The sequence below is a fragment of the Bifidobacterium biavatii DSM 23969 genome (genome assembly GCF_000741165.1).
Classification (GTDB): domain Bacteria; phylum Actinomycetota; class Actinomycetes; order Actinomycetales; family Bifidobacteriaceae; genus Bifidobacterium; species Bifidobacterium biavatii.
The window spans coordinates 239,978-261,646 of sequence record NZ_JGYN01000030.1 but is presented as its reverse complement, the minus strand read 5'-3'; the positions used below and the strand labels follow the sequence as shown (position 1 = coordinate 261,646).

Below are 21,669 nucleotides of genomic sequence, written 5' to 3'. Positions count from 1 at the left end.
GGCCGTTCTGTTATTGTCCTGCGCGTTGTCGCCTACGCCTGCCGCGAGCGCTGCGTGCGCGGCGCGAGTACCGAAGTGCCGATGACTGTGACGTTGGGGGAGAGATTGACATGTCCGAGGAAGACGTTCCGTCGCTGGAACTGCCGATTCTGAATACGGCGGTGCCGCCGAAACTGTCCGATATACCGCTGCCGCCGGATGCGGCCACGGCCGTCGACGATGCCGCGGTCGCGCACGCCGTGGGCGATGCGGATGTCGCCGACGATGTCGATGCCGTGCTGACTGGAAGCGCTTCGTCTGTCTCGTCTGTCTCGTCTGTTGCTGAAGTCGCGCAGAATTCGGCTGCGCATGATGATGTCGCGAATGACGATGATGCCGAGGGGACGACATCGTTGGCATCGGACGGCGTTGTGCCAACGGTTGCTTCCGTTGATGTCGCGTCCGACGCGTCCGGTGACGCCTCTGCCGAGCCGCTCGCGCCGCCGGCCACGCCGCTCGCCAAGCTGGCGTCGAACGACATCGACCCGCCCACCATGGAAATGTCCGCGGCGAAGATCAACGCCGCGTCCGGTCGTCCGATCGCGGCGCTCCTCGGCGAAGGCCAGCCCGCGCCGCCGAAAATCCCGCTCGCGCCCATGAAACGCATGCAAGCGAGATTCAATCCGCTCGCCGACGGCATGATCTATCTCGTCGTTTTCCTCGGCGGCTTCGTCGGCACCGGCCTGCGCTACGGCCTGAACCTGGCCCTGCCGAACCCCATCGCGGCGGGCGGCTTCTTCAGCGCGTTCCACCCGTCCACGTTCATCGCGAACATGTGCGCCTGCTTCATCTTCGCGGCGCTCAGCGCCTACATGTCGCAGGCGTCGTGGATTCGCAAGCGTGCGCGCGAGCTGACCAGCCGCGGCGTCGGCATGGGCATGTGCGGCGGCTTCTCCACGCTGTCCGCCATGGCGATCGAGGACCTGACCTCGCTGCAGGCTAGCGAAATCGGCGGATTCGCGTTCTACACGCTGCTCAGCTTCGCATGCGGCCTGTTCGTCGCATGGGGTGGCACGATGCTCGCCCTGCACGCGGCCGAAAAACACTCGCGCAAGGCGATCCACGATGCGATCGATCGCGGCGACGGTGCCAATGTCGCACGTTCGCAGGCTCCCGCCGGCGACTACGGCCAGCCGGTCGCACGCGACGGCGTGCGCACCGCCGTATCGTCGAACGGCGCGGCGGCGAACGGCCAGTCCGCGGCATCACATGACGGCAACGGCAACGCCGCACAGTCGGGCGGGCCGACCGTCGTGCGCGCCGACGGCACCACGGTCCAACTGGACGCGTTGACCGCGTCCAAGCTCGTGCCGTCGTTCGAACCCGATCCGGTGACCGACGAAATCCCGATGGTCGCCGATCCGCTGCGAGGGGAGGCCCGCGAACAATGAGCGCATTCACCACATTCCTCTTGGTCGCCTCGTGCGGCGGTCTGGGCGCCGTGACCCGCTTCGTGCTCAACACGTCCATCCAGCGCCTATGGAACAAGGCGTTCCCGCTCTCCACGTTCGTGATCAACGTGATCGCCACATTCTGCGCGGGCATCGCCGCGGCCGCCTACGCCTACCAGACCGTCGACCACGGCACCTACCTGCTGTTCGTCACCGGCTTTCTCGGCGGCTTCTCCACGTTCTCCACGGCGATCAACGAAATGGTCTCGCTCGCCCGCAAGGAGCGCTTCGGCATGGCCGCGGCCTACTGCGCCGCCACGATCGTCGTCCCGCTCATCTGCGTGACGCTCGGCTGGCTGTGCATCGCCGCTGCCCAGTAGCATCCGCCCATCTCCGTCCGATTATTATTTTGGTTAGGTTCGGCGGGGAGTGTTCATGAGTTGTATATGATCGTATACAATAAGTGTTGTATACGATCATATACAACATGTGGGGGTGCCGATCATGAAGATACGAACCATGTATGATGTCGGGCTTGCTATTCGGTCGGGGCGCGAACGGGCTGGGCTGAGCCAGCAGCAGTTGGCCGATCGTGCGATGGTGTCCCGTAGCTGGCTTGCAAAGGTGGAAACGGGTAAGGCATCTTTCGACTTGAGAAAGGTGCTGATGGTCGCTCAGACTCTTGGCATGACGGTGGAGATCTCCTATGGCGAATGAACGTGGCTCTTCGCATTTTGGCGGTACGAGTCGTGTGGTCCGGGGTATCGGTATCGCGCTGTCGCGCGATGCTGTGCTGTCGGCGGCAGCGGTAGCTGCCGCCAGGGCACGTGTTCAACGCTTGTGATGCTGGCGGTAGCCTCGGCCCCCTCGGCCTATCCGAGGGGGCCGAGGCTACCGCCAGCATCAGAGTGCGTTGAACACGTGCCGAAGCAGCGGTTTGGACGTCACCGGGAACATAGTATTGCGCGTGAGCGCAATGCCGGTTTCATCGCGCCGTCGCGCCCGCATGTATTCAACGCACTGCGATATTGCGCGTGGAATGGGGGTTTCGCGCGTGAATTCGCAGGGTTTTACGCGGGGGTAATACGGGCCCGGATGCGGTAACGGGCGGGAAACCTGAGTGCAACCGTTGGACGCGTTTTTCTGTTTAGGTTGAAGGCAATCTAAGAGAAGGACGAGATATGACAGCCGCAACCATCCGGTGTCGGCGTCATCGTTCGGTATTGCCTCCGCTGACCGCACTGGCCGCCGCTCTCATCGCAATACTGATGACGCTGACCATCAGCCAACCCACGCCCGCTATCGCGGCCGAATCGGTCGCCACCTGCAATCCGACGGCCCAGAACGGCTGCGTCAACGGCATTCTGCAGGACGCGTCCAAGAAACCGATCGCCGGCGTGACCGTCACGCTGTCCGGCGCCGAGTCGGCGACCACGCAGACCGACGCGAACGGCAAATGGGCGTTCAGCGTCACCGCCGACGGCACCTACACGGTCACAATCGACGAATCCGTCGCCAAAAAGCACGGCCTCGGCACGAACACGGCCGACGTGGAGATCGTCAAGAACAGTTTCGACAAGCAGCGCGGCGTCGTACGATTCGACCAGAGCGCAGGATCGGCGGGCGGCTCGTCCGACTCTTCGAACGGATCGTCCGGCACATCGGACGGATCGTCGTCCGGCGATGACGGCGGTACGGCCGGTACGAACGGTTCGTCCGGTGAACGCGGCTCGTCATCCGCGCACGATACCGCCGACGCGACCGACAAACTGAGCGCCACGCTCGCGAACATCGGCGCGCGATTCTGGCAACAGCTCTACTCCGGCGTGATCTTCGGCCTCATGCTCGGTCTCATGTCCGTCGGCATGAACCTCGTGTACGGCACCACGCGGCTCAGCTCGTTCTCGCACGGCGAGCAGGTCACGCTCGGCGGCCTCATGGCCTACGTGGGCACGCAGCTGCTGCACTGGCCGCTCGTCATATCTGCCGTGTTCGCCGTCGCGGTCGGCGCGCTCACCGGCTGGATCCAAAACGAACTCGTGTGGGCGCCCCTGCGACGCAAGCACGTCGGCCCCATGCAGCAGATGATCGTCACGATCGGCCTGTCAATGGCCCTGCAATACCTGTTCCAGTTCTTCTTCGGCGGCGACATCAAAGGCATCACCAAATCCGTGCCCGACAGCTTCGCGCTCGGACCGATCACCACCGACGCACCCACGCTCATCTCCGCCGGACTTGCGATCGTCGTGATCATCGGCATCACACTGTTCCTGTACAAGACGCGCCTCGGACGCGCCACGCGAGCCGTCTCCGACAACGCGGCGCTCGCCGCGGCGTCCGGCATCAACGTCGAACAGGTTGTGCGAATCGTCTGGATCCTCTCCTGCGCGATGGCAGCGTTGTCAGGCGTGCTGCTCGGCATCTACCTCAACGGCATCTCGTGGAACACCGGCGCGACCCTGCTGCTGCTCATGTTCGCAGCCGTCACGCTCGGCGGCCTTGGCACCGCGAACGGCGCGCTCGTCGGATCGCTCGTCATCGGCATCGTCGCGGACATGAGCTCGCTCATCATCCCCAACGACATGCGCTACGCCAGCGCGCTCGCAATCCTTATCATCGTCCTGCTCGTCCGACCGCAGGGCATTTTCGGCAAAGCGCAGAGAGTGGGCTGAAACATCATGGACATCCTTACGATTATCTCGAACGCGGCCGGCGAACTCATCGCGCCGACCACCGCCGCATACGTGCTCGCCGCCATCGGCCTCAACATCCACTTCGGTATGACCGGACTCATGAACATGGGCCAGGCCGGATTCATGCTGCTCGGTGCATACGGTTTCGCCGTCACGCAGTCGATGGGCGCGAACCTGTTCGCCTCCATCTGCGCGGCTGTCGCGCTCGCCGTCATCTACGCGCTGCTGCTCGGCATCCCCACGCTCAAGCTCGGCCCGGACTATCTGTCGATGGTTACGTTGGCAGCGGCTGAAATCATTCGCATCATCGGCCGCTCCACGTCCATGACGAACCTGACCGGCGGCTCGGCCGGCATCTCGCCGCAGGACTTCACCACGCAGTTCGAGAATCTCTCGCCGCTGCCGGACGGCTCGACCACGTTCCTGCTGTGGACGTACAGCAACAACATCGCAAACTCGTGGTGGCTGCGCATCGTCGCATGGGCGCTCGTGATCGTCGCCACGCTGCTCGTGTGGCGCTGGTTCCACTCGCCGTGGGGGCGTGTGCTCAAGGGCATCCGCGAAGACGAGAACGCGATCCGATCGCTCGGCAAGAACGTGACCAAATACAAGATGGAATCGCTGATCCTGGGCGGCATCTTTGGCGCGTTCGCGGGCATCATCTTCGTGCTGCCGCGCTCCGTGCAGCCGGATTCGCTCGGCCGCACGGTCACGTTCTACACGTGGACGATCCTGCTGCTGGGCGGCGCGGCCACGATCTTCGGCCCGATCCTCGGCTCGTGCCTGTTGTGGGTGCTGCTCACGTTCGTCAAGGAGACGATGCGTGGCACGATCCCGGAAACGCTGATCTCGTCGAATCAGGTGGAGGCGCTCGGCTGGGTGATCGTGGGCGTCGCGCTCATGTGTCTAGTGATATTCAGACCACAGGGACTGCTGGGAGACAGGAAGGAGCTGGCGTTCAATGCGTAGGACAATGCGTACGAATGATGACGCCGCCGCGCGCGGCGGCGTGCGTGACACGGAGCGTGACGGGGCGCGTGACGGGGCGCGTGACGCGGACGTTGCGGACGCGAAGGAAACCGTGGCCGGCGTGACGCCGACCAACCTGCCCTCCGGCGACGACCGCCCCGGCAAGCCGTTCCACGACCTCGCCAAATGGGCCACCAAAGCGCCCGAAGGCGAGAAGCTCATCTCCACCGCCTACGGCGACAAGGTGAGCGAGGACCTGCGGTTCGTCAAGAACGAGCCCGGCGTGCACAAGCCCGACCCGATTCTCGTGGCCGACAAGGTGACGCGCAAATTCGGCGGCATGACCGCCGTGAACGTCGACCACTTCGAAATCGAACGGCACGGCATCACTGCGCTCATCGGTCCGAACGGCGCCGGCAAAACCACGTTCTTCAACCTCATGACCGGCTTCGACACCCCCAACACCGGCTCGTGGACCTTCGACGGGCACGACCTCGAACACGTGCGCCCCGAACGGGTGGCGCGCATGGGCATGGTCCGCACGTTCCAGCTCACCAAAGTGATGAGCCGACTCACCGTGCTCGACAACATGCTGCTCGGCGCGCCCGTGCAGCTCGGCGAAGGCATGTTCCGCGCGCTCGTGCCCGGACTGTGGCGGAAGCAGGAGGCTGCGAACCGGGAGAAGGCCGAGGCGCTGCTCGAACGGTTCCTGCTCATCAAAAAGAAGGACGACTTCGCCGGCGCGCTCTCCGGCGGACAGCGCAAGCTGCTCGAAATGGCCCGCGCGCTCATGTCCGACCCGCAGCTGGTCATGCTCGACGAGCCGATGGCAGGCGTCAACCCTGCGCTCAAACAGTCGCTACTCGACCACATCATGGCGCTGCGCGAGGAGGGCACCACCGTGCTGTTCGTCGAACACGACATCAACATGGTCCGGCACATCGCCGACTGGGTGACCGTGATGGCCGAAGGGCGCATCGTCGCCGAAGGCCAGCCGAAAAGCGTGATGAACGATCCCGCCGTGATCGACGCGTACCTCGGCGCGCACGCGAACATCGACCTTGGCGACGACTCGGTATTGGAGGGACTCGAATGACTGACACTGCAATCGCGGCGGGTTCATCCGCCACCGCACCGGCGGCAGACACGCGCCCGCGTTCGGAAATCCACGTCGGCGAGCCGGCCGGCGAACCGCTGCTCGACGCCGTCGACCTCGTCGCCGGCTATCTGCCCGGCGTCAACATCCTCAACGGAGCGTCCCTCACCCTGCACAAGGGCGAAATCGTCGGCATCATCGGCCCGAACGGCGCCGGCAAATCAACGCTGCTCAAATCGCTGTTCGGCCTCGTGCACATCCACTCCGGCAAGCTCACGCTCGACGGGCGCGACATCACCAACCTGCGCGCCGACAAGCTCGTCTCGCTCGGCGTCGGATTCGTGCCGCAAACCGAAAACGTGTTCCCGTCGCTCACCATCGCCGAAAACATGCACATGGGCGCATATCAGGCGCCCAGCAAATTCGACGAACGCTTCGACTACGTGTGCTCGATCTTTCCCAAGCTCGGCGCCCGCCGCAACCAGCTCGCCGGCTCGCTCTCCGGCGGCGAACGGCAGATGGTCGCCATGGCCCGCGCGCTCATGATGCAGCCGTCCGTGCTCCTACTCGACGAGCCGAGCGCCGGCCTCTCGCCGATGCTGCAGGACGAAACATTCATCCGCGTGCGCCAGGTCAACAAAGCCGGCGTCTCCGTGATCATCGTCGAACAGAACGCCCGCCGCTGCCTGCAGATCTGCGACCGCGGCTACGTCCTCGACCAGGGCCGCAACGCCTACTCCGGCCGCGGGCGAGACCTGCTGGGCGACCCCAAGGTCATCTCCCTTTATTTGGGCAACCTCGAAGAGGAAGTCCAAGAAGAAGGTAAATAAACGATCGAACGGAATTCGTGGCGCTGCGGCTCCCAGACGATGAGCATCGCAGAAAACGCTCGTGGAAATGAGTGGATCCGCAGTGCGGCGAAGTGCGCAAAACCGCATGTTTCCAACGGTTTTCGGGCGTCACCGGCCGGTTACACAAGAGGACAGAAACCGAATCAACTGGCCCGTACAGTCAATCCCAAGATTCGAGAACAGACAACGATCGACGAGATCGAAGCAAACGTCTCGCATCCCGCATCACCGCCCGAACCGGACGTCCGCCGGAATCGCCGCAATCCCGCATCAACGGGGTCGCCGGAACCGGACCGACCTGACCAATCAACCCAGCCGATCCAACTGATCCGGCTGAACCGTACCGCCACGGACATCCGCACGGGGAAACAAGAGAGAGGAACAGGTGATTCGTATGAACAGCACCATCAGCAACAACGGCAGTGACCGCATGAGCAGCATCGTCGGCGGCGACGCCGGCCGAGGTCCCAGCCACGGCAGCCGCGGCATCCGTGGCACCGGACGCAGGAACATGGCCACGATCGTCACCGCGGCGATCGCGGCCGGCGTGCTCGCACTGTCCGGCTGCGGCTCGACGAGCGCGACCGCCAAGGACGGCAGCTCGTCCGGCACATCCGGATCAACGTCGGTATCCGCATCGTCCGGCACGTTCACCGCCGCCGGCCTGTTCCCGCAGACCGGCTCGTGGGCGTACATCGGCCCGTCCAACGTCGCCTCGCTCAAGCTCGCAGCTAAGGACATCAACGCGGCCGGCGGCGTGCTCGGCAAGGATATCGAAACCGTCACGGCCGACACGTCCGACGCGGACCACGCCGACCAGAACTCGTCCGCCGCGCAATCCGTGCTGTCGAAGAACCCGTCCGTCGTGATCGGCCCGCCGTCCAGCTCCGTCGTCAAGAACTCGTACAAGCAGGTCGTCGCGGCCGGCGTGCCGATGATCTCGAACGGCGCCACGTCCACCGCATTCAGCGGCATGGACGACCTGTTCTTCCGCACGATCCCGCCGGACACCGTGCAGGGGGCCGTGCTCGGCCAGATCATCGCGCAGGATGGCGTGCAGAATCTCGCGATCGCCGTGTTCAACGACGAGTACGGCACGTCGCTGCGTGACGTGGTCGTCAAAACCGTTGAGGACGCCGGTCTGAACGTCGTCTACGGCGCGAAGGACACGTTCGACCCGACCGAAACGAACTTCTCGTCGATCGCGACCGCGATCAAGGCCGCCAAGCCGGACGCCGTGCTCGTCATCGCGTTCGACCAGACCAAGTCGCTCGTCAAGGCACTCAAGAGCGCCGGCATCGACACGCACAAGCTGTACATGACCGACGGCAACACGGTCGACCATTCCGCCGACTTCGACGCGGGCCTGCTCGAAGGTTCGACCGGCACGATCCCGGGCGCGCACCCGACCGAGGAATTCCAGAGCAAGGTTAAGGCGATCGATCCGAAGGTCGTGGACTTCACGTACGCGGCCGAAACGTACGACGCGACCGTGCTGGCCGCGCTCGCCGCGCAGAAGGGTGGTGCGACCGACGGGGCGACCGTGGCGAAGAACCTGCCTGCCGTCTCCGGCGTGAACGGCGGCGAGGAATGCTCGTCGTACGCGGACTGCCTGGCGCTGCTCAAGGACGGCAAGGACATCAAGTACAAGGGACAGGCCGGCATCGGCCCGTTCAACGACGACCACGACCCGTCCACCGCGGCGATCGGCGTGTACAAGTTCGACAAGGACAACAAGCCGGTGTTCGACCACGCGCAGGAAGGCGCGGTCCCGACCAAGTGATCGGTTGAGTGACTGGTCGGGTGGTCGGTCAGACTGATCGGGTGGTCGGTTGGCCGGGTGGTCGGTCAGACTGATCGGGTGGTCGGTTGGCCGGGTGGTCGGTCAGACTGACCGGGTGGTTGATTTGCCCGACCGGTCTAGTATTCGGAAGACCGCAAGGATCGGTTGCGGATCGGCTACGGTCATCGGCCGACAACATTCGTGGGCATAGACGGACCCTCTCATCACGACTGTGGGCATGAACGGTACATTCCCGAGCGAAAATCGGCTCTCAATGTACCGTCCATGCCCACAGTTGCGTAAATGTACGGTCCATGCCCACGATTGGCGCGCCCGCGTGTACCGTCTATGCCCACAGTCGAATTGTCTGAGAACCGAAGCCCCGTGACCGATGGATAAATGTACCGTCTATGCCCACAACCGCTTTCGGAACGCCGGTGTCTACGCCTTGCCGTTCATGACGGCGGCGAGGGAGCGCACGCGGGGGTTGTCGAAGATCTCGTCGGTGTGCATGACGTGCCCGGCCGCGTCGGTGAGCGGGATGCGCCAGTTCGGATACTGGTCCGATGTGCCCGGCTGGTTGACCGCGCGATGCTGGCCGACGCCGTCCATGAGCGTCGCCTGCCGCAGCACGCTCGGCGTGTCCGTGAGCATGCGGTGCATCGCCTCGACGATCTGCTGCTCGTACGCCGGCACGTCGGCGGCGATGTCGGCGGCGGACAGATACGTGCCGGATGCGGTTGTGCTGGTTGCATCGACTGTGCCCGCAGCGTCGGATGCGGTCCCTGCGGCGGTTGCGTCGACCGTGCCGGCCGCGTCCGCAACGGGCACACGCAGCCATCCGCCGCTCACCAGCAGCTCGAGCATCGCGCGGCGTTCGGCTTCGGCCGATGCGCGGAATTCGTCGGCCGACGACGCGAGCAGTCCCAGTTCCTCGCGGATCTTGACGTGCTCGAATTCGAGATAACCGGCGGTCGGCGGCAGGTCGTGCGTGGTGACCGACGCGAGCGCCTGGCGGCGGTACGTGCTGGGCGGCGCGTACGGGTCGCCCGCGGTGGCCGAATCGTCGACGCGCGAGAACCATTCGACGTCGGTGCCGAGCACGCCGTGGTCGGCGAGCACCTTGCGCACGTAGTCGGGCACGGTGCCGAGGTCTTCGCCCACGACCACGCCGTTCGCGCGCGTCGCCTCGATGGCGAGCACGGCCAGCATCGCCTCGTGGTCGTACGCGACGTATGCGCCGCCCTTCGCGCCGCGTCCCTGCGGGATCCACCACAGGCGGAACAGGCCGAGCACGTGGTCGATGCGCACCGCGCCGGCGTGCTCGAAGATGGCGTGCACCATTTCGCGGTACACGCGGTAGCCGGTGTCGGCCAGATACCGCGGGTTGAATGGCGGCTGCCCCCAGTCCTGGCCCTGCTGGTTGTAGAAGTCCGGCGGGCAGCCGACCGTGACCGAGCCGACCGCGAAGCGTTCCGGATTCCACCATGCGTCCGCGCCGAGCATGTGCACGCCCACGGCCATGTCGAGCATGAGGCCGAGCGCCATGCCGGAGTCCTTGGCGGCGGTCTGCGCGGCGGTCACCTGCTCGTCTGCAATCCATTGCAGCCAACGGTTGAACTCGAACAGGTCGTGGTGGTCGCGCACCAGGGCGGCAACCTCCGGCGACTCGCGGTTGTACCGTTTGAACCACGAATCCGCCTCCCACGGCGCGCCCCACACCTCGAACGCGAGGCACCACGTCGCGAATGCGTCCAAATCCGGGCCTGCGGCGGCCACGAACGACTGGAACGCGGCCTCGCGTTCGGCCGAGCGCGGCTGGTCGAAGATAATGCGCAGCGCGCGCCGCTTCGCGTCCCAGCTTGCGTTGAGGTCAAGCGGCTCGGCGCTGTCGTTCGCGGCGGCGACGGTCGCGTGCAGCGCGCCGATCGCGGTCCGGTCGTCGGCTGACAACGTTGCGTATTCGGGAATGTCCTGCGGGCGGATGTACGTGACGTTGAGGAATCGGCGTGATTCGGGCAGGTACGGCGACGGTTCGAGCGGCGGTACCGGCGCGGTCGCGTGGATCGGGTTGATGAGCATGAAGTCGGCGCCGGATTTGGCGCCCGCGTCGGCCGCGAGCCGGCGCAGGTCGCCGTAGTCGCCCACGCCCCACGAATCGTGCGAACGTTCGGCATACAGCTGCGTCATCCAGCCCCAGCGCGGGTGCTCCTCGATGGCGGCGGGCAGCGGGATGCGCTCCGGCGCGACCAGCAGCGTCGCCTCGTCCTGCCGTTCGCCGGTGTCGACGCGCAGCGTGTGGTAGCCGATCGGCAGGTCGTCGGGCAGGATGAGGAACTGGTCGGTGCTGCTCACGCTCGGCAGTATGTCGCCGAGGTCGCTGCGGCATTCCGTGCCGTCTTCCAGCGTGATGGTCGCCGTCGGCTGCTCCGATTCGGTGCAGTGCAGCGTGACGGACGTCTCCTTGCCGGCGGTGACGACGATCGTGTGGCTGGGCAGGAGCCGTTCGTCGCGTTCGCGTTCGAGCCGTGCGAGCGATTGCATGATTGCCGCGTCGCTGCCTGCGTCGATGCCGAGTGCGGCGAGCACGTTGACGAGCACGTCGTCGTCGATTTCGACGTACGTGCCGACCTGGTCGATGTACGACGTGGCCACGCCGCCGGCTTTGGCGAGGCGGATGAGCGGACGGGCGAGTCGTTCGGCCGATTCGGTGGTTTGGGCTGGTTTGGCCGTTGCGGTTGCTGCGGCGGGGGTAGCGGTTGCGTCTGTGGCGGTTGCGGGCGTGGCGTCGGTCATGGACTCTCCTTCGATGTCTGCGGTGTGGTGCTGGCGCGTCGTTGCGATCGTATGCCGCCAAGTTGGGCCGGTCTATGCGATAAGAGGCTCCAACTTGGCGAAAAACGTTGCTTCGCCCAGCATACAATGTCTTGACATCGTTTGCAATCCCGGTGTTTCTTCGGGCGACTGCCGAACCGTCTGCCGAGTGGAACCGCCGAGCCGACTGCCGAGTGGGATTGCCGAGTGGAACCGCTGAGCCGACTGCCGAGTGGGATTGCCGAGTGGAACCGCTGAGCCGATTGCCGAGTGGAACTGCCGATGAACGTGCCCGATCTGGTCGACACGTGGCCGGAATAGATCCCCCTCCGACCATGGGCGACATATGTCGCTGCCGAAATCAGCCTGCCGACCGTCATCGATCTCCCCCGACCATGGGCGACATATGGGTGTGGGCATAGACGGTACATATACGGGGCCGAAAAGCCCTCGTAATGGACCGTCCATGCCCACGATCAGCTAGATATACCGCCTATGCCCACAATTCTGCATGCATAATGTACCGATTATGCCCACACGTCAACGGAGGATCACGAACGACTGCGCCGGAAGCGTGAGCGCGGCGCCGTCCAGTGACGGGGCACCGACGGCGAACGCAAGATCGCGGCCGGCCGCGTCGGCGGGCAGGCCGAGCGTGGTTGTTTCGCGGCCCGGGTTCATCGCCACGATCACCGAATCGCCGGTCATCGAATCGTCGCCAGTCACCGTGCCGCCGACCGAGGCCGCGGCTGTGCGCCGATATGCGAACGCGCGTCCGCCGTCGCGCCCGGCCAGCACGTCGAAATCGGCGTCGGCGTGCAGCGCGGGCGTCGCGTGACGCAGTGCGAGCAGCGTACGGATCGTCGACAGCAGCGAATCCGGATCGGCCTCGGCTGCGGCGACCGTAGGCGCATCGTCGGCCGGGTCGACCGGCAGATACAGCGCTTCGGCCGGCGCGTCGGAGAAGCCGAGGTTCGGCAGTGCGGCGTCCCACTGCATCGGCGTGCGGCTGCCGGTGCGCGTGTAGCCGCCCTCCTTGGTGGGCAGCGGACGGTACCGCATGCCGATTTCGTCGCCGTAATACAGGAACGGGCAGCCGGGCATGGTCATGAGCGTCGCGTACGCGATCGTGCGCTCGCGTTCGGTCAGGCGCTGGGCGGTGCGCAGCGTGTCGTGGTTGCATGTGATGAGGTCGAAGTAGCCGCCGGCCCGGTGTGCGTCGGCCAGCTGCGGCAGGTACTGGTCGAGGAACGGCTTGATCGATGTGCCCGAATCGGCGTTGAAGTAGCTCAGATCGCCGTCGTGCGCGAGCGGCGTGTCGGTGTTGCGCAGCAGCATGTTGTAGCCGTTCGGATTGCCGTCCCAGCGCCAGTCGAGGTAGAAGTCCATGTCGAATCCGGCCTGCATCGACTCGTGCGGGCGGCCCCATTCGGCCACGAACGCGGCGTTCGGGAATTCGGTGCGGATCTTGGAGAACATGTACTGCCACGTGCGGATGGTGAACGGCTTGCCGTTCTCGTCGTGCTTGACGAGGCTGTCGGCCATGTCCACGCGGAAGCCGTCGGCGCCGCGGGAGAGCCAGAAGCGCATCACGTCGACCATCGCGTCGCAGGTGGCCAGCGCGTCCGGGCCGAGCGCCGGCTTCTGCCATGGCTGGTGGGGGTGCGCGAATCCGTAGTTGAGTGCGGGCTGGCATTTGAAGAAGTTCAGGATATAGGTGCCGTCGCGGTCGGTTTCGCCGCCGATGAACGGCAGCCCGTCGCCGCCGGCGATCCACGAGTCGGTCCAGATGTAGCGTTCGGACAAGCTGGGGGAGCCGGTATTCGAGGCGTTGTTAGGTGTGACGCTCCCCCAGTCAGCTGCGCTGACAGATCCTGCAATTGCGGAGCCTTCGGCCGTTTTGTTGACTCGGCTGTCGCCTCGTCCTCGCCTAAAAACGCCTCCGGCGTTTTCTGTACGGTTCGGCCCCTCAGCCGAGGGGGCCGAGGCTGTGCGTTGCGCGGCGGGCAGGTGTCGATCGGCGGGGTCGGGCTGGGCGGAGGCGCGGAACCAGGCGTGCTCCTCGCTGGTGTGACCGGGGACGAGGTCGAGCAGGACGCGGATGCCGCGTTCGTGCGCGGCGGCGAACAGTGCGATCAGGTCGTCGTTGGTGCCGTAGCGGTCGGCGACGCGCGTGTAGTCGCGCACGTCGTAGCCCGCGTCCTTGAACGGCGAGTCGTAGCACGGGTTGATCCACAGCGCGTTGCAGCCGAGGCCGGCGATGTAGTCGAGCTTGCCGATGATGCCTTGGATGTCGCCGATGCCGTCGCTGTTGGAGTCGGCGTAGCTCTGCGGATAGATTTCGTAGAATACGGCGTCTGCCAGCCAGGAGGGGTGCGTGTCGGGATGATTTTCTTCGGTGTGTCGCGTGTCTGCCATGACTCAGAATCCTTGTGTTTTGAACGTTTTGCCGCGGTGTACGGCAGTCGTTTGCAATTGTACTTGCAACAGCGGAAGTTGCCAACGTTTGCAGGTCGGTGCTATAGTAAGAACCACTGATGCGCTGCAAGGAAATGCATAAGCGATCATTGGACGTGAAGGTCACGCTGGTGTGAACGTATGCAGGAACGGATCTCGCAAGGGGTCTGCAACGTATGCAGTGCAGAACAGAAATCAGCGTCGAAACGCGCTGAAGCGTCTTCACAGGAAAGGAAGATCGATGAAGATCAATTGGAAGAAGGCTATCGGCCTCACTGCTGCCGCCGCCATGCTGCTCCCGCTCGCCGCCTGCGGTTCCGACACCGCCAGCAAGGGTGGTTCCTCCACCACCTCCGGCGGCACCGAGGATGTCACCCTGAGCGTGTGGGCCTCGCAGGAAGACCAGGCCAAGGGCGCGGACGGTTCCGATTCCTGGCTGGCCCAGGTTGAGGCCGCGTTCGAGAAGGCGCACCCGGACTACAAGATCACGTGGAAGAACGACGTCGTCTCCGAGGCCGAAGCTTCCAAGACCGTGACCGCCGATCCGGCCGCCGCCGCCGACGTCTACATGTTCGCGAACGACCAGCTGGGCGCGCTGGTCAAGGCTGGCGCCATCGGCGAGCTGGGCGAGAACGAGGCCAATCAGGTCAAGGAACAGAACTCCCAGGTCCTCGTCGACTCCGTGACCGGCACCGACGGCAAGCTCTACGGTGTGCCGTACACCGCCAACACCTGGTTCATGTACTACGACTCCTCCGTCTTCTCCGCGGACGACGTCAAGAACTGGGACACCATGCTGTCCAAGGCCGCCGTCTCCTTCCCGATGACCAACGGCTGGAACATGGCCTCCTGGTTCACCAAGTCCGCCGACCTGACCTTCTTCGGCGACAACTCCAACCCGACCGACGCCTCCAAGGGCATCACCATCGACGTCGATAAGCTGACCGCCACCACTAAGTATCTCGTCAAGATGGCTAACAACGCCAACTTCATCAACGACGACGACACCTCCGGCCTCGACAACCTGACCAACGGCAAGGTCCACGCCTACTTCTCCGGCACGTGGAACGCCGCCGCCGTCAAGAAGGTCCTGGGCGACAACTACGCCGCCGCGCAGCTGCCGAAGTTCACCGTGGACGGCCAGGAGTACCAGATGGACTCCTTCGCCGGCTCCAAGGCCGCCGCCTACAACCCGAACGCCAAGAACTCCAAGGTTGCCGCCCAGTTCGCCGCCTTCCTCGGCTCCTCCGACGCTCAGAAGCTCCACTGGGATCTGCGCGGCGTGGTGCCGTCCGACAACTCCCTCGCCGACTATGAGGGCAACGGTTCCGACTTCGGCTCCATCGCCAAGGATCCGGCCGCCCAGGCTCAGATCAACACCATCGCCAATACCTCCATCCTGCAGCCGTCCATCGCGGCCATGGGTGACTGGTGGGATCCGGCCAAGGCCTACGGCGCTTCCATCGTGAACAAGGAAACCACCGAAGCCAACGCCGCCCAGAAGGCCCAGGACTTCGCCAAGCTGCTCGCCGCGATGACGAAGACCGAGTGAGTCCGGTCCCGACTGCGGATCAGACCGCATGACTTCATAATTGAATATCGATTCCATATCCACTTGAGGGTCCGATAAGGTACGCCACTGCCGGGCGGTTGCTCCGAAACCGCGCTTCCGCCCGGCAGCCTCACCAACACCGCGGTTTCACCATTCTTACCTCTCCTTCTCCTCCTTCATTGCCCGTAGAGTTCGGGTGCCGGAAATCCTCCGGCGCCCGGGCTTTGCGCGGTTTAAGGCCCATGCAGGCCGGCGCGGGGAACGACGCGGAGGCAGGAAATCGCAATCGGGGAGTGCAGGGAAGCACCCGACAAGACAACGATTGCAACAATTCAGTTTTTTGGAATAGGAAAGCAAGTTCAGAGAGGCGGTAGGGTTTCATGACAACGACAACCCTTTCTCCGCGAGAGATCAGGCGCAGCAAAGCAATGGGCGCCGATTACGTGGCTCCCTCGCCATATTCGGTGAAGGCCGCGCTGACCAAGGGCGATACGCTGACCAAGCTGTCCGCGGTCGTGTTCGGCTTGGGCAATCTCGCGCGCAAGCAAATCGTCAAGGGCCTGCTGCTGCTGGCCGGCGAGATCGCGTTCATCGCGTTCATGGTCACCAGCGGCGCGGGCTATCTCAGCAAGCTGCCCAGCCTCGGCACGCAGAAGCAGGGCAAGGTGCTCGTCGACGGTTACTGGGAATACACCGCCGGCGACAACTCGGTCATTATCCTGCTGTACGGCGTGTGCACGATCGTCGCGATCATCGCGTTCGTCTACCTGTGGACGCTGTCCCTGCGCTGCGCGTACAAGGCCGAATGCCTCGCCAAGGCCAACGGCAAGGCGCCGAGCCTGCACGACGACATCAACACGCTGATGGACGCCAAGGCCCACGAACTGCTCATGTTCCTGCCGACGCTCGGCATTCTCGTCTTCACCGTGCTGCCGCTGATCTTCATGATCTCCATGGCGTTCACCAACTACGACCACAGCCACGTCGTGCTCTTCGACTGGGTCGGCTTCGACACGTTCAAGCAGGTGTTCGCGGGCGGCGCGGGCGCCACCGTCAACGCGCAGCTGTTCGTGCAGGTGCTCATCTGGACGCTCGTGTGGGCGTTCTTCGCCACCTTCCTGAACTTCTTCTTCGGCATGTTCTTCGCCATGATCATCAACCGCAAGACCACCCGCTTCAAGGGCTTCTGGCGCGCGATGTTCTCGATGTCGATCGCCGTGCCGCAGTTCGTCTCGCTGCTGGTCATGCGCACCATGCTCCGCCAGCAGGGCATCATCAACCGCATGCTCGAATCCGCAGGCCTGATCGACGGACCGCTGCCGTTCCTGACCGACGCGACGTGGGCGCGAGTCACCGTCATCGTCATCAATCTGTGGATCGGCATCCCGTACACGATCATGCAGATCACCGGCATCCTGCAGAACATCCCGGCCGATCTGTACGAGGCGGCGCGCATCGACGGCGCGAACTGGTGGCAGATCTTCGTCAAGATCACCATGCCGTACATCTTCTTCGTGCTCACGCCGTACCTGATCACCACGTTCACCGGCAACGTGAACAACTTCAACGTCATCTACCTGCTCACGGCAGGCGACCCGGTTCCGGTCGGCGCGTCCGCCGGCAAGACCGACCTGCTCATCACCTGGCTGTACAAGCTGACCGTCGACAAGGGCGACTACAACCTCGGCGCCGTCATCGGCATCATGACCTTCATCGTGCTCGCGGTGGTGTCGCTCATCACCTACCGCAGCTCCGGTTCCTACAAGAATGAGGAGGGATTCCGGTGAGTAATCACAGCATTCAGAAGGCCCAGTCGCACGGCCTGCTCCACGACGCGCACAAGCGCCGCATCCTGGGCGACGTGTTCGCCCACCTGTTCCTCGCCGTCATGGCGATCATCTGGATCATCCCGGTGGTGTGGGTGTTCGCCGAAAGCTTCAACAAGAACACGGCCCCCTCGCAGAGCACGTTCTTCCCGAAGGAGTACACGCTCAACAACTACATCCAGCTGCTCACCGACCGCACGGTCATGAACTTCCCGCGCATGTACATGAACACGCTCGTCGTCGCCTGCTTCGTGTGCGTCATCTCGATGTTCTTCGTGCTCTCCGTCGCGTACTGCATGAGCCGCCTGCGCTTCCGCACCCGCAAGACGTTCATGAACGTGGTCCTGATCCTCGGCATGTTCCCGGGCATCATGGCCGTGACCGCCATCTACTTCATCCTCAAGGCCATGGGCCTGACCGAGGGCAACACGTCGATCATCGCGCTGATCCTCGTCTACTCCGCCGGCTCCGGCGCAGGCTTCTACGTGATGAAGGGCTTCATGGACACCATCCCGACCTCGCTCGACGAGGCCGCCATGCTCGACGGATGCACTCGCTTCCAGGTGTTCTACAAGATCATCATCCCGATCTGCAAGCCCATGATCGTCTACCAGGCCATCATCGGCTTCCTGACCCCGTGGCTTGACTTCGTGATGGCGAAGGTGATCTGCCGCACGCAGACCAACTACACCGTCTCGCTCGGCCTGTGGCTCATGCTGCAGAAGGAGTACATCAACAACTGGTTCGCGAAGTTCGCGGCCGGCGCCGTGCTCGTCTCCATCCCGATCGCGATCCTGTTCATCGTCATGCAGCGCTTCTACCAGGAGTCGATGGCGGGCTCGGTTAAGGGCTAGTCAAGGACCGAGCGACACAACGCTCAACAAGCCAAACCAATTTCACTAGGGACACGGCAGGGGCAGTCAAGAGGGCATAAGAGGTGTGGCCTCTTGGCTGCCCCTCGCTGCGTCCAAAAACAGCGCACAACACACGTACTTCCTACCGAACATGAATAGGAGCATGCAAGGGAGGAGTCCAGCACAACCAGGTGAGGACTCCCCCGCGAGAAGGGGAGTCAGGTGAGGAAAGGAACCATGATGACATCACCAGTTCCCGCACCGGCGGCGGTCGAGTCGACCCCCGCCGACATGGCCATGCCGTGCCCCGACTATCCGGTCTACACCGACACGGACCTTGGCGCATTCCCCGACGAGAAGGGCGCCACGTTCCGCGTGTGGGCGCCTACGGCCAGCGGCGTGACATTGCGCCTGTTTGCCGCCGGATCCGACGAGGAGGCTGAGGATCCGGAGGAGATCCACGACATGACCCCGGGCGCCGACGGCACGTGGCTCGTCCGTTGCGACGGCATCGGCCACGGCGTCTACTACGACTACATCGTGCGCTTCCCCGACGGCTCGTCCGCGCGCACGGCCGATCCGTGGGCGCGCGCGGCCGGCGTGAACGGCCGACGCAGCATGGTCGTCGACCTCGCGCTCACCGATCCGGCCGGCTGGTCGAAGGACCGCCGTCCGCGCGTCAACGGCAGCGATCTGGTCATCTGGGAGACGCACATCGGCGACTTCAGCAACGATCCGCACAGCGGCATCCCGGACGAGCATCGCGGCACGTACCTCGCGTTCACGCACCCCGACTCCAGCGTCGACGGCAAGGGCGAATTCCCGACCTGCGTCGCGTATCTCAAGCGTCTCGGCGTCACCGCAGTGCAGCTCATGCCGTTCTACGACTACGGCTCCATCGACGAGACCGTCTCGCGCCGCTCGCCCGAACGCAAGTTCAACTGGGGCTACGATCCGCTCAACTACAACGTGCCGGAAGGCTCGTACAGCACCGACCCGTTCGACGGCGCGACCCGCATCCGCGAATGCAAGCAGATGATCCAGGCACTGCACGCGGCCGGCATCAAGGTCATCATGGACGTGGTCTACAACCACATGTTCTCCACCGACAACTGGTTCGAGCGCATGATCCCCGGCTACTGCCTGCGCCGCAAGGCCGACGGCACGTTCTCCGACGGCTCCGCGTGCTCGAACGACGTGGCCAGCGAGCATCCGATGATGCGCAAGTACATCGTCGACTCAGTCACGTACTGGGCGCGCGAATACCACATCGACGGCTTCCGCTTCGACCTCATGGGCCTCATCGACACGGACACCATGAATGCGGTGCGCGCCTCGCTCGACTCGCTGCCGGGCGGCGCGACCATCCTCATGCACGGCGAACCGTGGGCGGCCCGCGAAACCGCGCTCGACCCCAAGTCCGGCGCCGTGCTCGCCGACAAGCGCGGCCTGAACCGCCTGAGCACGCGCATCGGTGCGTTCTGCGACTCGACGCGCGACGCCGTGCGCGGCCACATCTTCTACAACTGGGTGCCCGGCTATCTGACCGGCGCGGCCGCCGACTACGCCGACGACATCCGCCACGCCGTGGACGCGTGGCGCGGCACGATGCGCGAATCCGCGAGCGTCGGACAGGTCATCCAGTACGTTTCCGCGCACGATGACCTGACCCTGTGGGACAAGCTGTGCGCCGTCCTGCGCCGCATGCCGTCCGAAACCGACTATTCGGCCGACGATCCGTCGTGCGACGACCTGATGCGCGCCAACCGTCTCGCCGCGGGCATCGTGTTCTCGGCCGCCGGCGTGCCGTTCCTGCTCGGTGGCGAGGAGTTCGCGCGCACCAAGCACGGCGACTCCGACTCGTACTCCAGCTCCGTCGAACTCAACCAGCTCGATTGGCGGCGCGCGCAGCGGCTGTCGTCGCTTGTCGACCATTACGGCGCGCTCATCGCGCTGCGCCGCGGCAATCCGGCGTACTACGGCGGTGCGCGCATGATCGTGCCGCGCACGGACGAAACGGTCGTGTTCCGCGTCGGCTACGACTGCATCGCCATCAACCCGACCGGCGAGACACAGTACCAGCCGACCGTCGACCTGGAATTGCCTGGACCGTACGGCGAGGTCGCGAAGATCGCGCCGAACGGTTGGCAGTGCGTGTACTGGTCGGTCGGCGCGAGCGGCGCGGACGGGATCGACGAGCCCGGCGACGCGCCCGCGCCCGCGGTCGCCGATCGTCGGCTGCCGCTGCCGCCGTACAGCTTTACGGTGTGGCGCAGGGCGTGACGGCTGCCGCGACGGCCGTTCGGCGTGTGCCGCGATAGGCGGTGCAACGTGCGGCGCAACATGTGACGCGATGATACCGATTGCCGCGGTACGTACGTTTGCCGCGGCAATCTGTGCGATTGGGCCGACCGGTCGCGGCCGGTCGCGGACCAGGAAAGGATGAGATGACGATGCGCTACGACGCCGTGTTCTTCGACCTGTACGGTACGCTGATCGACATTCGCACGGACGAATCGTCCGACGCGGCGTGGGACGCGTTGCGGGACGCGCTTGCCGGATACGGCGTCGCGTACGACGACGATTGCGGCGATGGCCGCTACGGCGGTTGCGATGATGGCTGCGATGATGGTCGTGTTGATGATTGCACCGATTGCGCCGATCGCAATGCCGGGTTGCGTGCGCGGTTCGACGCGGCTGCGCGGCCGATCGTCGACGCGGCGCGCGCCGAACGCGGCGAGTGGGCCGAACCTGACCTGCTGCCCGCGTATGCAGCGCTGCTGGACGGCGGCGATCTCGATGACGGTCACGGTGATGGCCGCGGTGATGACGGTCGAGACGGTGCAAACGATCGCGCCGCCGCGGCCCGCGCGCTCGCGTGGGCGTTCCGGCAGGGGAGCACGAGCCTGCTGCGCCTGTATCCGGGAGCGTTGGAATTCCTGCAGACGCTGCACGAGGCGGGTTTGCGCGTTGTCCTCGTCAGCAACGCGCAGACCTGCTACACGCGGCCGGAACTCGAACGGCTCGGACTGGACGCGGCGCTCGACCGCATCGTCATCTCCAGCGACGAGGGCGTGCGCAAGCCGGGAGCCGAGATCTTCCGCCGCGCGCTCGCGTATGAGGGACTGGATGCGGACCGCGTGCTCATGGTCGGCAACGACTCGCGCTGCGACATCGGCGGCGCGCGTTCGGCCGGCATCGACGGTGCATACCTGCGCACTGAGATTTCCCCGGCCGACGATCCGGCCGTGTGCGAGTCGGCGGTGCTGTCGCTGGCCGGCGCCGACTATGCCGGAATCCTACGGTTCCTCAATCTCTGATTTTGGCGTCCGGCCGGATCGGGC

At 64.7% G+C, this 21,669-nt stretch carries 16 protein-coding genes; 14 read left to right on the top strand and 2 right to left on the bottom strand.

The features are described from left to right. Positions 1-110: 110 nt before the first annotated feature. The 9 genes from BBIA_RS10545 (at position 111) to BBIA_RS10510 (ending at position 8,822) form a co-directional block, all read left to right on the top strand. Positions 111-1,430 carry a fluoride efflux transporter FluC gene (locus tag BBIA_RS10545; protein WP_051923985.1) on the top strand — a complete coding sequence of 440 codons (1,320 nt, stop codon included), beginning with the start codon at positions 111-113 and terminating at the stop codon, positions 1,428-1,430. Further along, positions 1,427-1,810 carry a fluoride efflux transporter FluC gene (locus tag BBIA_RS10540; protein ID WP_033492643.1) on the top strand — a complete coding sequence of 128 codons (384 nt, stop codon included), beginning with the start codon at positions 1,427-1,429 and terminating at the stop codon, positions 1,808-1,810. The genes BBIA_RS10545 and BBIA_RS10540 overlap by 4 nt, the downstream gene beginning before the upstream one ends. Positions 1,811-1,934: 124 nt before the next feature. Further along, on the top strand, positions 1,935-2,147 hold the full coding sequence (locus BBIA_RS10535) for a helix-turn-helix domain-containing protein (protein ID WP_033492641.1): 213 nt from the start codon (positions 1,935-1,937) through the stop codon (positions 2,145-2,147). Positions 2,148-2,611: 464 nt separating this feature from the next. Further along, positions 2,612-4,102 carry an ABC transporter permease subunit gene (locus BBIA_RS10530; protein ID WP_033492640.1) on the top strand — a complete coding sequence of 497 codons (1,491 nt, stop codon included), beginning with the start codon at positions 2,612-2,614 and terminating at the stop codon, positions 4,100-4,102. Between the two features lie 6 nt (positions 4,103-4,108). Next, on the top strand, positions 4,109-5,092 hold the full coding sequence (locus BBIA_RS10525) for a branched-chain amino acid ABC transporter permease (protein ID WP_033492638.1): 984 nt from the start codon (positions 4,109-4,111) through the stop codon (positions 5,090-5,092). Then, positions 5,085-6,188: an ABC transporter ATP-binding protein gene (locus BBIA_RS10520; RefSeq protein WP_238548500.1), complete on the top strand. Its 1,104-nt coding sequence runs from the start codon at positions 5,085-5,087 to the stop codon at positions 6,186-6,188. The genes BBIA_RS10525 and BBIA_RS10520 overlap by 8 nt, the downstream gene beginning before the upstream one ends. Continuing rightward, positions 6,185-7,018 carry an ABC transporter ATP-binding protein gene (locus tag BBIA_RS10515; RefSeq protein WP_033492636.1) on the top strand — a complete coding sequence of 278 codons (834 nt, stop codon included), beginning with the start codon at positions 6,185-6,187 and terminating at the stop codon, positions 7,016-7,018. Before BBIA_RS10520 ends, BBIA_RS10515 begins: the two co-directional genes overlap by 4 nt. Positions 7,019-7,057: 39 nt before the next feature. Continuing rightward, positions 7,058-7,465, top strand: a complete 408-nt coding sequence (locus BBIA_RS14320) for a hypothetical protein (protein WP_152600483.1) — start codon at positions 7,058-7,060, stop codon at positions 7,463-7,465. Between the two features lie 85 nt (positions 7,466-7,550). Then, positions 7,551-8,822, top strand: coding sequence for an ABC transporter substrate-binding protein (locus tag BBIA_RS10510; RefSeq protein ID WP_033492808.1), 1,272 nt, complete (start codon positions 7,551-7,553; stop codon positions 8,820-8,822). A 441-nt stretch (positions 8,823-9,263) separates the two neighbouring features. Here the strand turns inward: BBIA_RS10510 and malQ are convergent, their stop codons facing one another. Beyond that, positions 9,264-11,618 carry a 4-alpha-glucanotransferase gene (gene malQ / locus BBIA_RS10505; RefSeq protein ID WP_033492634.1) on the bottom strand — a complete coding sequence of 785 codons (2,355 nt, stop codon included), beginning with the start codon at positions 11,616-11,618 and terminating at the stop codon, positions 9,264-9,266. Positions 11,619-12,176: 558 nt separating this feature from the next. After that, complete coding sequence (locus tag BBIA_RS10500; protein ID WP_051923984.1) at positions 12,177-14,054, bottom strand: alpha-amylase family glycosyl hydrolase; 1,878 nt, start codon at positions 14,052-14,054, stop codon at positions 12,177-12,179. 280 nt (positions 14,055-14,334) lie between these two features. Between BBIA_RS10500 and BBIA_RS10495 the strand changes: the two genes are divergently transcribed. The 5 genes from BBIA_RS10495 to BBIA_RS10475 all read left to right on the top strand — a co-directional run bounded on the left by BBIA_RS10495 (position 14,335) and on the right by BBIA_RS10475 (position 21,645). Next, positions 14,335-15,645: an extracellular solute-binding protein gene (locus BBIA_RS10495; protein WP_033492632.1), complete on the top strand. Its 1,311-nt coding sequence runs from the start codon at positions 14,335-14,337 to the stop codon at positions 15,643-15,645. 380 nt (positions 15,646-16,025) lie between these two features. Continuing rightward, complete coding sequence (locus tag BBIA_RS10490) at positions 16,026-17,432, top strand: carbohydrate ABC transporter permease (protein ID WP_033492630.1); 1,407 nt, start codon at positions 16,026-16,028, stop codon at positions 17,430-17,432. Then, positions 17,429-18,325, top strand: coding sequence for a sugar ABC transporter permease (locus BBIA_RS10485; protein WP_033492628.1), 897 nt, complete (start codon positions 17,429-17,431; stop codon positions 18,323-18,325). Before BBIA_RS10490 ends, BBIA_RS10485 begins: the two co-directional genes overlap by 4 nt. A gap of 237 nt (positions 18,326-18,562) precedes the next feature. After that, positions 18,563-20,608: a type I pullulanase gene (gene pulA, locus BBIA_RS10480; RefSeq protein WP_238548499.1), complete on the top strand. Its 2,046-nt coding sequence runs from the start codon at positions 18,563-18,565 to the stop codon at positions 20,606-20,608. 164 nt (positions 20,609-20,772) lie between these two features. After that, positions 20,773-21,645 carry an HAD family hydrolase gene (locus BBIA_RS10475; RefSeq protein WP_033492625.1) on the top strand — a complete coding sequence of 291 codons (873 nt, stop codon included), beginning with the start codon at positions 20,773-20,775 and terminating at the stop codon, positions 21,643-21,645. Positions 21,646-21,669 lie beyond the last annotated feature (24 nt).